Source organism: Cellulomonas sp. GTC20042, from assembly GCF_055389595.1.
On record NZ_AP043678.1, the window covers coordinates 2,265,918 to 2,279,028 of the forward strand.

General features: G+C 76.7%; 9 protein-coding genes and 1 tRNA gene. 4 read left to right on the forward strand and 6 right to left on the reverse strand.

Going from position 1 to position 13,111, the window contains the following annotated elements; translation table 11 throughout:
- Window positions 1–169 precede the first annotated feature (169 nt).
- Window positions 170–1,384: an alpha-hydroxy acid oxidase gene (locus tag ACZ5HG_RS10625; protein ID WP_464175961.1), complete on the forward strand. Its 1,215-nt coding sequence runs from the start codon at window positions 170–172 to the stop codon at window positions 1,382–1,384.
- A 105-nt stretch (window positions 1,385–1,489) separates the two neighbouring features.
- Here the strand turns inward: ACZ5HG_RS10625 and ACZ5HG_RS10630 are convergent.
- Window positions 1,490–1,573, reverse strand: a tRNA-Leu gene (locus ACZ5HG_RS10630).
- A 155-nt stretch (window positions 1,574–1,728) separates the two neighbouring features.
- Between ACZ5HG_RS10630 and ACZ5HG_RS10635 the strand changes: the two genes are divergently transcribed.
- Window positions 1,729–3,018 (forward strand): AI-2E family transporter, encoded by a 1,290-nt coding sequence (locus tag ACZ5HG_RS10635; protein WP_464175963.1) that lies wholly within the window; start codon window positions 1,729–1,731, stop codon window positions 3,016–3,018.
- On the forward strand, window positions 3,015–3,740 hold the full coding sequence (locus ACZ5HG_RS10640) for a pyridoxine/pyridoxamine 5'-phosphate oxidase (protein WP_464175965.1): 726 nt from the start codon (window positions 3,015–3,017) through the stop codon (window positions 3,738–3,740). Before ACZ5HG_RS10635 ends, ACZ5HG_RS10640 begins: the two co-directional genes overlap by 4 nt.
- Before the next feature lie 21 nt (window positions 3,741–3,761).
- On the opposite strand, the gene ACZ5HG_RS10645 is transcribed toward ACZ5HG_RS10640, so the two are convergent.
- The 5 genes from ACZ5HG_RS10645 to ACZ5HG_RS10665 form a co-directional block, all read right to left on the reverse strand.
- Window positions 3,762–4,670, reverse strand: a complete 909-nt coding sequence (locus ACZ5HG_RS10645) for a dihydrodipicolinate synthase family protein (RefSeq protein ID WP_464175967.1) — start codon at window positions 4,668–4,670, stop codon at window positions 3,762–3,764.
- Between the two features lie 183 nt (window positions 4,671–4,853).
- Window positions 4,854–5,003 carry a hypothetical protein gene (locus tag ACZ5HG_RS10650; RefSeq protein WP_464175969.1) on the reverse strand — a complete coding sequence of 50 codons (150 nt, stop codon included), beginning with the start codon at window positions 5,001–5,003 and terminating at the stop codon, window positions 4,854–4,856.
- 215 nt (window positions 5,004–5,218) lie between these two features.
- The gene (locus tag ACZ5HG_RS10655) at window positions 5,219–8,956 is read right to left on the reverse strand and encodes a PHP domain-containing protein (protein WP_464175971.1); all 3,738 of its coding nucleotides are present in this window, start codon (window positions 8,954–8,956) and stop codon (window positions 5,219–5,221) included.
- Window positions 8,949–10,817 (reverse strand): DNA polymerase Y family protein, encoded by a 1,869-nt coding sequence (locus ACZ5HG_RS10660; protein WP_464175973.1) that lies wholly within the window; start codon window positions 10,815–10,817, stop codon window positions 8,949–8,951. Before ACZ5HG_RS10660 ends, ACZ5HG_RS10655 begins: the two co-directional genes overlap by 8 nt.
- Window positions 10,814–11,578, reverse strand: coding sequence for a hypothetical protein (locus ACZ5HG_RS10665; protein WP_464175975.1), 765 nt, complete (start codon window positions 11,576–11,578; stop codon window positions 10,814–10,816). The genes ACZ5HG_RS10660 and ACZ5HG_RS10665 overlap by 4 nt, the downstream gene beginning before the upstream one ends.
- An 809-nt stretch (window positions 11,579–12,387) precedes the next feature.
- On the opposite strand from ACZ5HG_RS10665, the gene ACZ5HG_RS10670 reads away from it, so the two are divergent.
- The gene (locus ACZ5HG_RS10670; protein ID WP_464175977.1) at window positions 12,388–12,924 is read left to right on the forward strand and encodes a YbhB/YbcL family Raf kinase inhibitor-like protein; all 537 of its coding nucleotides are present in this window, start codon (window positions 12,388–12,390) and stop codon (window positions 12,922–12,924) included.
- Window positions 12,925–13,111: the final 187 nt, after the last annotated feature.

The following is a 13,111-nucleotide window of genomic DNA, read 5'->3' on the forward strand; positions in this document are numbered from 1 at the left end:
GGCGAATCGGGCGGCTGGCGTGATCGGGGTACCGCATCCGCGGTACGCGACGACGAGGGCGCTGCGCCGACCGGGTCGTCGGTCACCTGCGTCCACCCCCTGACCCCGCGCCCCCGGTCGGCCCGTCCGGCGCAACCATGCACGGACCGCCCCCGGAGAGGATCCCCGCATGACCACCCGGCGTCTGCCCCGCCCGCGCGAGCTCGCCCCGCTGCTCCGCCCCGCCGCGATCGACCTCGACGGCACCCGTCGCCGCCTGGCCGGCGCGCACACCGTCGAGGACCTGCGGCGGCTGGCCGCCCGGCGCGTGCCGCGCGCGATCTTCGACTACGTCGACGGCGGATCCGAGTACGAGGTCACCCTCGGCCGCAGCCGCCGGCTGTTCCGCGAGCTCGAGCTGGTCCCCTCCGTGCTGCGCGGAGTCCAGGACGTCGACACCTCCCGCACCCTCCTCGGCCGCCCCGCCGCGCTCCCGCTCGTCTACACTCCCACCGGCGTCACCCGCGTCATGCACCACGAGGGCGAGCGCGCCGTCGCCCGCTCCGCCGCCCGCCTCGGCATCCCCTACGGCCTGTCGCTGATCTCCACCACCTCGATGGAGGACGTCGCCGCCGCCGCACCCGGCGGACGCAACTGGCTCGGCACCGGCGTCCCCCGCGACCGCGACTTCGCCGCCCGGATCCTCGACCGCGCGCAGGCCGCCGGCTACGAGGCGCTGGTCGTCTACGTCGACGCCCCCACCCCCGGCGCCCGCCTGCGCGACCGGTACAACGGCCTGACGATCCCCCCGCGCCCCACCCTGCGCACCATCGCCGACGGCGCCCTGCACCCCGCCTGGTGGTTCGACCTCTTCACCACCGAGCCGATCGCCTTCCCCAACGTCGACGTGCCCGCCGGCGGCTCCGTGCACCAGATCTCCTCCCAGCTCGGCAACCCCGCCGCCACGATCGACGACTTCGCCTGGCTCGCCTCCCGCTGGGACGGACCCGTGCTCGCCAAGGGTCTCGCCACCGCCGCCGACGCCCGCCGCCTGGTCGACGCCGGCGCCACCGCCGTCGTGCTGTCCACCCACGGCGGCAGGCAGCTCGACCAGGGACCCCTGCCGCTGCGTGCGCTGCCCGAGGTCGTCGCCGAGGTCGGCGGCGAGGCCGAGATCTTCGTCGACACCGGCGTGCTGCACGGCGCCGACGTGGTCGCCGCCGTGGCGCTGGGTGCCACCGGGGTGTTCGTCGGGCGGGCCTACCTGTACGGGCTGATGGCCGGGGGCGAGCGCGGGGTGGACCGGGTGGGGGCGATCCTCGCGGAGCAGGTAGCGCGGGTGATGCGGCTGCTGGGCGTGCGGTCGCTGGACGAGCTGGGGGCGGGGCACGTGCGGTTGCCGTGAGGGGGTGGCAGGGTCGCCGCCGGACGTCACGACCGCTCTCGGCCATGCACGACGAAGGCCCCGATCTGGCGGGATCGGGGCCTTCGTCGTCGCTGTCTCAACGAGTGTCCGGAGGGGGACTTGAACCCCCACGCCCTATACGGGCACTAGCACCTCAAGCTAGCGCGTCTGCCATTCCGCCACCCGGACAGGGTGTCTCCTGCCGTTCCGTCCTGAGCGCAGTCATGCGCCCCGACAACCCGTCAGGTGCGGCAGAAACATAGCACGGAGTGGCGTCCGAGCACGCATCGGCCCTCGGAGGCAGACTGGCAGCCGGGCACCGCGCGACCTGGCGCGACGTGCCGATGAGCAGCAGCGTGGAGGTGACGCCCACCATGGCCGACCTGGGCAGCAGCGGCGACCGGACAGGGGTCGGACGACCGACGGGCCGGGCGTCGAGCGCCCCCGGATCCGCCTCACGACGGGTCGCCGGGACTCGACGACCGGGGCTGGACGTGATCGCGGACGACGGGGTCCCCCGCTGGCTGCGGACCTCGGCGGGGGTGACCTGGCGGCTGCTGGTGCTGCTCGCGGGGATCGGCGTGGTGTTCTACGCCACGGGACAGGTGCAGCTGCTGTTCATCGCGGTGTTCATCGGGTTCGTGATGACGGCGGTGCTGCGGCCGGTGGTCGACTTCTACGCCCGGGTGATGCCGCGACCGCTGGCGACGGCCCTGGGGCTGCTCAGCGGGTTCCTGGTGGTCGCCGGGATGTTCTTCTACGTGGGCTACTCGGTGGCGAACCAGTGGCAGGCGCTGTCCAAGCAGTTCGGCGAGGGCATCGACCAGATCGTCGACTGGCTGGAGAACGGGCCGCTGCCGGTGACGATCACCAGCGACCAGATCGCCCAGTGGATCGACAACGGGCGGCAGTGGATCGAGGACCACGCGGCGGACCTCGCCGGTCAGGCGGCGTCCTCGGCGGGCTCGGTGGTCGAGGTGTTCACGGCGATGGCGCTGGCGGTGTTCTGCGCGATCTTCTTCCTGGCCCGCGGGCAGGACATGTGGACCTGGTTCGTCAACCAGCTGCCGCGCTCGGTGCGCGGGTCCTGGACGACGGCGGGCGGTGCGGGCTGGTACACGTTCTCCGGCTACACGCGCGGCACGGTGATCATCGCGGTCACCGACGGGCTGCTGGCGTTCGTGCTGCTGTCGATCCTCGGCGTGCCGCTGGCCGCGCCGCTGGCGGTGCTGGTGCTGATCGGTGCGTTCATCCCGCTGATCGGCGCACCGGCGGCGATGGTGATCGCGATGATCGTGGCGCTGGCGGCGAACGGGCCGATCAAGGCGGCGATCGTCGGCATCGGGATCGCGCTGATCGGGCAGTTCGAGGGCCACGTGCTGCAACCGCTGGTGATGGGCAAGCAGGTGTCGCTCCACCCGGTGGTGGTGGCGCTGTCGGTGACCGCAGGCACGCTGACCGCGGGGATCCTCGGCGCGGTGATCGCGGTGCCGCTGGTGTCGGTGGCCTGGGCGGTGTTCTCCCAGCTCCGGGTGCCCGAGCCGCCGGAGGAGGGCACGTCGGCCGAGGAGGTCGCCGACGCGGTGGAACCGGTGGACGACGACGGACCGTCCGACGCCGAGGACCGCCCGTGACCGACCTGTTCGACGCTCCCCCGCCCGAGCCCTTCGCGCCGCTGCGCCGCTGGGTGGAGGAGGCGCGCGCGGCGGGCGTGGGGCAGCCGCTGGCGGTGACGCTGGCGACCGCGGGCGCGGACGGCCGGGTGACGAGCCGGGTGGTGGTGCTGCGCGGGATCGACGACGACGCGGTGACGTTCACCAGCGCGCGGACCGGCACGAAGGGCGCGCAGATCCGGGAGAACCCGTGGGCCTCGGTGACGGCGTTCTGGCCGGCCTGCGGGCGCCAGGTGAACCTGGCCGGGCCGGTGACCGAGGTCGGCGGCGAGGTCGCGGACGCGATGTGGGCGGCGCAGCCGTGGGCCGCCCAGGTCGCCACCGCCCTGTCCGTGCAGGGCGCGGCGCTGGACGACGAGGAGGACCTGCGCCGACGGGTCTGGGACCGCGCGGTGGCGGGCGGCGAGATCGCGCGGCCGGCGGGCTGGGTGGCGTACCGGGTGATCCCGGAGCACGTGGAGCTGTGGCAGACCAGCCCGGACGACCGGCTGCACCGGCGGCTGCGGTACGAGCGGTTGGCGGGCGGTGGGGCGGCAGCGGCGGGCGGCGCCGGGTCGGCAGGCGGCACCGCGGGTGGTGCGGCGGCAGCGGACGGAACCGGGCCGGCGAGCGGCGGGATCGGCGGAGCGGCTGACGGCGCGCCGCCTCGTGCCGGGTGGCGGGCGGTGCGGCTCCAGCCGTGACCGCGCCGTCTCGGCCGGTGCCTACCGGCTCGGCGGGACCGGCTCCCCCAGCGTCTCCAGCCCACGGGCCAGCAGGTCCACGACCTCGGGCGACGGCGGCAGCAGCGGCGCGGGCAGCGCTCCGGCGGGTGTGCCGCGCAGCGCGGCGACGGCGTGCACCGCGCGCGGTCCGCCGTGCGTCATGACCAGCGTGGCGAACGCCCCCAGTCGATCCATCAGGGCCCGTGCGGGATCGATCCGCCCGGCGGTGGCCTCCCGCGCCACGGCGACGTACCACTCGGGCAGCACGCCGGCCAGGCCCGAGTGCCAGGTCCGCGCCCCCGCGATCAGCGCCTCGGCGCCGAGCACGTCGCCGCTGAAGCCGATCTCCACCTCAGCGGGCAGCCGGGCGCCCAGCGCCGCGACCCGGGTGCGCAGGTCGTCGAGGTCGCGCCCACGGTCCTTGACCCCGCCGACCCCGGGCAGCGCGGCGACCCGTGCGAGCAGGTCGACGGAGTAGTCGAAGCCCGTGCTCACCGGGTTGTGGTACGCCCACACCGGCAGCCCGCCGCGCGCGGCGACCGTCGCGATCAGGCCGAGCACCTCGTCCTCGGCCAGCGGGAGGTAGGACATGGTCGGCACCAGCACGGCGTCCGCGCCGGCGTCCCGCGCGTCCGCCGTGTGATCGAGCACGTCGGCGGTGGTGAGCGCGCCGACACCTGCCATGACCGGCACCCGGCCCCCGACGGCCTCGACGGCGGCTGCGACGACGGTCCGGCGCTGCGCTCGGTCGAGGTAGGCGAAGCCGCCGGTGCTGCCGAGGACTGCGACGCCGGACACCCCGGCGCTCACGGCGCGCTCGACCAGCGTGCCGAGGGCGTGGGTGTCGACGTCGCCGTCGGCGGTGCGCGGGGTGGGCGGGTAGGCGACCAGGGGTCCGAACAGCGGCATCGGCCGAGTGTAGGTCGGGTGGCAGGCGAGGCGGCGGGGTTCGGCCTCGGCGGTGCGGGAGGGAAGCGACGGAGGGCAGCGCGGGTCGACGCTGCCGAGCAGCGCGGGCGACGGGCGAGCAGTGCGGTCCAGCAGCGCGGGTGCGCGGCATCGGTGATCGGCGCCGGGCCTCCCCGCGGGCGGTCATCGCCGCCGGAGCACCCACCGGCGCAGCGTCCACGTGCACGCGATCAGCAGGACCACCCCCACGACGGTGGGCACGCGCGAGTCGGTCAGCACCCCGCCCAGGGCGAGCGCACCGGCCACGACCAGCACGACGACGCCCAGGAGCACCGGTCGTCGCGCGCCCGCCCCGCGCAGCCCCGGTCCCTCGTCACCGCGTGCACGCCGCCACCGCGTCACCCGGGCCGCGCGTCCTCGGCCCTGGCCGCCGCCCGCCCGGCTGCCCGTCGCGGGCCGGCCGGCCGTCGCGGGCCGGGTGCTGATCGCGCGGGCGGGTCGGCGCCCGGGAGGTGCGGGGCCCACGGGCGCCGGCCGGCGAGCGGGCGTCATTGGAAGTCCCGGGAGGTGGTCCGCACCTGGAGCGACAGCGGTGCGAGGTGCTCGGCGACGAGGTTGGTCGCCCCGTCGGCGCGCTCCAGCCGGCCCCGGACGACGAGTGCGCGCGAGGTGCGGGCGGTCTTGCGGAACCGCTGCCACAGGCCCGAGGAGCACACGACGTTGAGCAGCCCGGTCTCGTCCTCCAGGGACAGGAAGGTGACGCCGCCTGCGGTGCCGGGCCGCTGCCGGTGGGTGACGACGCCGGCCACCGCGACCCGGCGGTCGGCCTCGTGCCGGAACGCCTGCTCGACGCGCAGCACCCCGGCGGAGTCCAGGCCGTCCCGGACGTGCTGCGTCGGGTAGGAGTCGACGGACACGCCGGTGGCCCAGACGTCCGCGACGTCGAGCTCGACCGCGCTCATGCCGGGCAGGGTCGGGGCCTGCACGCCGACGCTCACCCCGGGCAGGGTGTCCGGCCCCTCCTGCGCGAGCGCGCCGGCGGCCCACAGCGCCTCGCGACGGGTGACGCCGAGCGTCTCCAGGGCGCCGCCGGTGGCCAGGGCCTCGAGCTGGGCGGTGGACAGGTCGACCCGCCGGACGAGGTCGCGCAGGTCGGCGAACGGGCCGTGGGCGTCCCGCTCGGCGACGATCCGCTCGGCGACCTTCGTCCCCAGGGTGCGGACGGTCGCGAGCCCCATCCGCACGGCGAGGGAGCGGACCGGGGTCGCGTGCGGGGCAGGCAGCGCGCGGTCCTGCTCGGGCCCGCCCGCCGCCGCCTCGCCCCGCCCCGGGCGGCGCGGGACGTCGGCGGTGCCGGACTGCTGCGGGGTCAGCAGCGGCTCTCCCCCGTCGGGCTCCGGGCCGACCCGCTCGACGACGGCCTGCACGGCGGAGTGCTGCACGTCGGGGCGCAGCACGGTCAGACCGTGCCGGCGGGCGTCGGCGGCGAGCGTCTGCGGCGAGTAGAAGCCCATCGGCTGCGCGGCGAGCAGCCCGGCGTAGAAGGCGGCCGGGTGGTGCACCTTGAGCCAGGCGCTGGCGTAGACCAGGAACGCGAAGGAGTACGCGTGCGACTCGGGGAAGCCGAAGTCGGCGAACGCCTTGAGCTTGTCGAACACCTCCTCGCGGGTCTTCGCGTCCAGGCCGTTGCGCGCCATGCCCGCCATCAGGCGCTCGCGCATCGCCTCCATCTTGTCCAGCGACCGCTTGGACCCCATGGCGCGGCGCAGCTGGTCGGCCTCGGCGGGGGTGAAGTCGGCGACGTCGATCGCCATCTGCATGAGCTGCTCCTGGAACAGCGGCACACCGAGGGTGCGCTTCAGCGACTTCTCGAGCTTCGGGTGCAGGTAGGTGACCTTCTCGCGCTTGCGGTAGCGCTCGATGTAGGGGTGCACCGACCCGCCCTGGATCGGCCCGGGGCGGATCAGCGCGACCTCGACCACGATGCCGTAGAAGGTCCTGGGCTGGAGCCGGGGCAGCGTGCCCATCTGCGCGCGGGACTCCACCTGGAACACCCCGACGGTGTCGGCGGCGCACAGCAGGTCGTAGACCAGCGGGTCGTCCTCGGGCAGGCCGTGCAGGTCGAGCCGGGGACCGCCGTGCCGCTCCACCTGGTCGAAGGCGAGCCGCAGGGCGGTGAGCATGCCGAGGCCGAGCAGGTCGAACTTCACCAGCCCGGCGTCCGCGCAGTCGTCCTTGTCCCACTGCAGAACGGTGCGACCCGGCATCCGCGCCCACTCCACCGGGCACACCTCGATCACCGGGCGGTCGCACATCACCATGCCGCCGGAGTGGATGCCGAGGTGGCGCGGCAGCCGCAGGAACCGGTCGGCGAGGTCGATCACCTGGTCCGGGATCTCGTCCAGGTCGCTCGCCGGTGGCGGCCGGTGCGCGGGGACGACGTCGTGCCGGTCGGGGGTGGGCTCGCCGGCCAGGGCGTCGGTCGCTTCGGGGTCGGGCCGGGCGGGACGCGGCGCCGGGGGCTCCGGCTCGTGGTTCCAGCCCCAGACCACGCCGTCGGGGTCGCGCTTCTGGGCGGCGAACTGCACGGCACGGCGCTCGTCGGCGGTGGCTGCTCCCCCGCTCGGTGCCGTCGAGGAGCCCCGCGCCGTCGAAGAGCCCTGCGCCGCGGAGGAGCCCTGCGCCGCCGGGGAGGTGGGGGCGGACCGCGGGTGCCCCAGCGACGGGCTCCACGGCGAGGAGGTGCCCCGTTCGGGTCGCGGCGGCGGGGCGGCCCACTCCTCGCGGGCCTCGCCGGACCACCACGGGTGCCGGGGCTGCGGGCCGCGCAGGCTCCCCCAGCGCTCGATCGACTTGCTCCACGCGTCCTGCTGCCCGACGTCGTGGCCGAGCGCGCGGGCGGCGTCGCGCACGGCGGACCGGGCCCGGTAGGAGATGACGTTGGCGACCTGGGCGGCGTGGGTGCGCCCGTGCTTGCGGAAGACGTACTGGATGACCTCCTCGCGGCGCCCGGACTCGATGTCCACGTCGATGTCGGGCGGCCCGTCGCGCTCGGGCGCGAGGAAGCGCTCGAACAGCAGCTGGTGCTTGACCGGGTCGACGGCGGTGACCCTGAGCGCGTAGCAGACCGCGGAGTTGGCGGCGGACCCCCGGCCCTGGGCGAGGATGCCGTTGCGGCGGCAGAAGTCGACCAGGTCGTAGACGACCAGGAAGTACCCGGGGAAGCCGAGCTGCTCGATGACCCGCAGCTCGTGCTCGAGCTGCGCGTAGGCGCCGGGGACCCGCTCGGTCTCGGGCGGGCCGTAGTGGTCGCGGGCGCCGAGCATGACCAGGTGGCGCAGCCAGGTGGCCTCGGTGTAGCCGGGCGGCACCGGGTACGGCGGCAGCCGGGGCGCGACGAGGTGCAGGTCGAAGGCGCACTCCGCGCCGAGGGCGGCGGCGGTGGCGACGGCCTGCGGGTGCCGGCGGTGGCGCCGCAGCATCTCGGCGGCGGACGCGAGGTGCCCGGTGGGGGCGCCGGGCAGCCAACCGTCCAGGTCCTCCATGGACGAGCGGGCGCGCACGGCGGCCAGGGCGGCGGCGAGGTCGGCGTCCCGCGGGGTGGCGTAGTGCACGTTGCCGGTGGCGACCAGCGGCAGCCCGGTCTCCGCGGCGAGGTGCGCGAGGGCGTCGGCGATCTCGGAGTCGAAGGGCCCGCCGGCCTCGGTGATCTCGACGGCGACGTTGTCCGGGCCGAACAGCGCGGCGAGCCGGTCGAGCTCCGCGCGGGCGCGCTCGATCCCTCCGGCGGCCACCCCGGGCCCGTGACCGGTGAGGGCGCTGCGCACGGCCCCCTTGCGGCAGCCGGTCAGCACGAGCCAGCGCCCGTCGGCGCGCTCGGCGAGATCCTCCAGCCGGTAGGCGGCCGCACCCTTCTGCCCGGTGGCGAGGTGGGCCTCGGCGATGGCCCGGGACAGCGCGCGGTAGCCGTCGGGGCCGCGCGCCAGGACCGGCAGGTGGACGGCGCGCGGGTCGGGGACACCGGTGGGCGGGTCGAGCACGTCGGGACCGGCGACCCCGGGCACGGGCAGGTGCAGCTCGGCACCGAAGACGGTCGGCAGGTTCACCGCGCGCGCGGCCTCGGCGAACCGGACCACCCCGTACAGACCGTCGTGGTCGGTGAGCCCCAGGGCGGTCAGGCCGAGCCGGTGCGCCTCGGCGGCGAGCTCCTCGGGCTGGCTGGCGCCGTCGAGGAAGCTGAACGCGGAGTGCGCGTGCAGCTCGGCGTAGCGCGGGCCGTCAGTCATAGACGGCCTCGCAGGTCCAGCCGCCGGGGCGGCACGCGAGCAGCAGGGCGCGGCCGTCGGCCAGGGTGACCTGGACGTGCACGGACACGCGCGGGCCCTCCGGCGACCACCAGCGCTCGGCCAGCGGCCACGGACCCGCCCAGCCGGCGACGACGTGCTCGGTGGGGCGCTGCCGCGCGGACCCGGCGGTGCGGACCCGGGCGGGGTCGCCGCTCATGGTCAGCCGGTCGTCGAACATGACCGGGCGCCCCTCGGCGTCCAGCACCTCGACCGGGGCCGGGCGCTCGGGGACGGTCGCGGGGGCGGGCGCGGGCAGGCGCCCGGGCCAGGGCCGGTCGGCAGGTCGCGGCGCGACGGCCTGCGCGCCCCAGGGTTGCAGGTGCACCTGGTCACGGACGTCCCGCCCGCCCTGCACGGCGGCGGTCAGCACGCCGTCGCCGCCCAGCAGCCCCTGCACCCGGTCCAGCGCACGGTGCGCGCGCAGGTCCCCGCCGGACGGCCCGCCCCACAGCCGACCCTGCTCGGACCCGGCAGGGGCGACGTCCTCGGCGGTGATCGACAGCGACACCAGGCCGACCGGTTCGCCGAGGTCGTCCCCCTCGGCGGCGGGTGCCGGACGCCCGGCGGGCGTGCCGGTGGTGAGCCAGCCCTCCAGCTGCCAGCGGATGCGGTCGGTGATCCGGGCGGCCGACAGCCCGCCGAGCCCGCCCAGGTCGGTGCGCCAGGTGCGGGTGAGATCCTCGCCCTCGTCGGTGCGTGCCGCGATCCGCAGCCGGCCGCAGGTGACCGACCGGGCGATCAGCAGGTCGTGCAGCTCCTCCGCGAGTCGGCGCCCGGCGAAGGTGGCGACGTCCACCCGGTGCGCGGGCGGGTCCAGGGCGGTCGACACCTCCAGGTCGGTCTCCGGGCGACGCCGGGCGGGCGGGCGCAGGTCCTCGCCGCGCGCCAGCGTCCACGCCCAGGTGCCGCGGGCGCCGAACCGGGCGTGCACGTCCCCCGGGGTCAGCACGGCGAGGTCGCCGAGGGTGCGCAGGCCGAGCCGCCGCAGCAGGTCGATCAGGTCCGCGACCTCCCGCACGGCGTCGTCCTGCACGGCGGCGGGTGCGAGGTCGCCGATGTCCCGTGGCGCGAGGAAGGCAGCGGAGCCACCGACGGGCACCACCTGGTCGGTGCGGGCGGCGAGCACCGCCGCGAGCAGGCCGTCGGCGGTGCCGACCTGGCACTCGTGGCCGGTCTGCCCGGCGACCGCGGAGACGATCCGCTCGGCGAGCAGGTCCTCGGTGCCGTGGTACCGCGCCGCGCCCTGGGCGGGCAGCAGCAGGAGCCCCGGGCGGGCGACCTCGATCCCGGCGACGACGGTCTCGACCGCGGTGGCGACCGGTTCGAACAGCCGGGCGTCACGGTCGTCGTCGGCCGGCAGCAGGACGATCTCCGGGCAGACGCCCTGCGCCTGCCGACGCCGCATGCCGCGCCGCACGCCCTGGGAGCGCGCGGGGGCGGAGACGGCGGCGAGGGTCGCGCCGTCGAGCACGGCCGCGGGCAGGTGGGCTGGGGTCTCGGTGGCGCGCAGGGCGGCGACGACCGGCCAGTCCGGGGCCCAGACGACGGTGGTGCGCGCGCCGGACGGGGGCCGGGACGGGGCCGAGGTGGCGGACGGGGTTCGCGGGGCGGAGGTCGGGGCGCCGGGCGCGGAGGTCGAGGTGCCGGGCCCGGAGGCCGACGCGCCAGGCCCGGAGGTCGAGATGCTGGGCGCCGGGGCGCCTGGGGCAGCACTGATCGCCCGCCTGCCAGGTGCCTGCCGGGGTGTCGTCGCGGCGCGGGTCGTCGCCCCACGCGCCGCCGTGGTGCGTGGCGCGCTCATCCGACGAGCCTCAGCACGGGGGCGTGGTCCGTCCCGGTGGGTGCGAGCGCGGGGGCGGCCGCCGGGGCGGCGGGGGCGACCGGCAGCCCGTAGGGGTCGGTGGTGCCGTCGAGCGGCAGCACGATGCTGAGGTCCTGCGCCCGGCCCGCGCTCCCCCGGCCGGTGCGGATCAGGTGCAGCTCGTGGGCGCGCAGCCGACCGTCGCCCTCGCCGACGCCGGACCAGCGGCGCCCCTCGACCGTCAGCACGCAGCCCGCACCGGGCCACGGCGAGGTGGCGATCAGCACGGACCCGCGGTCGCGGGCGCGCGCCATGAGCCGGCGGCGGTCGGCGTCGGTCAGGACGGCCCCCGGTCCGACGACCACGACGTCGATCCCGTCGAGCAGGGCGGCGACCACCGTGGGCGCCTCCACGCCGGGGCGCGGCACGACGGCGAGCCGCTGGAGCGCGACCCCGGTCTGCGCGGCGGCGAGCAGGCCGAGGCTGGGCTGCCCGACGACGGCGGCCCACGCCTCGCGCGCGGTGCAGGCGGCGGCGATCATCGCGAGCACCAGGGAGGTCGAGCCGAGCACGGCGGTGGTGCTGCCCCGGCGCAGCCCGTCCGGCAGCAGCGGGGCCAGCGCGGGCGGCACGGCCAGCGGCGGACGGTCGGTGAGCAGCACGGAGCCGCGCGAGACCCCCTCACCGGCGGGACGGGCGCCTCCGCCGAGGGGCGCCAGGGACGTGACGGCACCGGGCGACACGGCGGCGGTGGGCAGCACCGCAGGCACCGCGGTTCCCCCGGGCACCGCGGACGACGACGGCAGCAGGGTCACGGGCGGCGGCGAGGTCACGGGCGGTGACGACGGGACGGACGACGCGGGCGGGCGCGGCTGCTCCGTCGCTCCGTGCGAGGTCGTCGGGGCGGGCGTCGCCACCGGGATCGACGGGTGACCCGCCGGAGCGCGCCCGAGGTCGCCGTCGGCAGCCCCCGCCGACGCGGGTCGAGGGGCAGCGGCGGCACGGGACGCCTCGGGACGCGACGGCACGACGCGACCCGGGACGGCACGGCCCCGGTCGACGGAAGGCTGGGCAGCGGGATGCTGATCGGCGGATGGCTGGGCGGCGCGGGTCCGGACACCTGCGGGCAGCGCGGGATCGTCCGTCGGGCGCGCGGGAGCGGCGGAGGGCGTCGGACGGCGGTCGGTCGCCGCGCGATCGGTGGGCAGGCTGCGCGCACCGGTCCGCAGCTCGGCGCGGGCCAGCACCGCCCGCGCCTGGGCGATGCGGTCCTCCTTCGCCGTCGCAGCCGTCGTCGCGGCAGCAGCACCCGCCATCGCCCTCACCTCCCGTCTCCCGGTCCCGGCAGATCGCCGCCGTCACACACCCTCTCGAACACGTGTTCGATCATGCCAGTAGACGCTGACACGCGGAGGGGTGTCAATCCGGCATCACCCGCCCTGGGGACGACGCCCGGGACGGTGCTCGTCGTCCCCAGCCGACCCCGGCACCGACTGCGTCCTGTCGGCGGTGAGGGGCATGATGGCGGGGACCCGATCCACCGGCGCACGCGCCCACCAGGAGGAGGACCATGGCTGTCCCGCTGACCCGTCCCATCGCCCCCGAGCCCTACTCCCTGCTGCCCGTGGTGCCGTCCTTCGACGTCGTGAGCAGCGACGTCGCGCACGGCGAGCCGCTCCCCGCGCTGCACACGGCGGAGGGCGGCGACGTCTCCCCCGCGCTCACCTGGTCGGGCCACCCCGAGGGCACCCGCTCCTTCGTGGTGAGCTGCTTCGACCCGGACGCCCCGACCCCGGCAGGCTTCTGGCACTGGACGCTGGTGGACGTGCCGGCCGACGTGACCTCGCTGCCGCAGGGGGCCGGGTCGGCGGACGGGGCGCTGCTGCCCGCCGGTGCGTTCCAGGTCCGCAACGACGGCGGCTCGGTGGGCTACGCCGGCGCCGCGCCGCCGCCCGGCGACCACCCGCACCGGTACGTCTTCGCGGTGCACGCGTTGGACGTCGAGCACCTGGGCGTCACCCCGGACGCGACGCCGACGGCGGTGGCGTTCACGGCGCTGTTCCGCACGCTCGCCCGCGCCACGATCGCTCCGACCTTCGCCCGGTGATCGCCCGGCGCTGACCACGGGCAGCGTTCGCCGCGCCCTGATCATCGATCGCCGGGCACGTCCCGGCAGAACGCCCGGCGATCGATCCACCGCCCGCGCCACGGCAGCCCCGCCGCGCACGACCCCACCCGCCCCGTCGCACGATCGCGGTCACCTCGCGGAACACCCCTGACGTGCGGCGGGACGC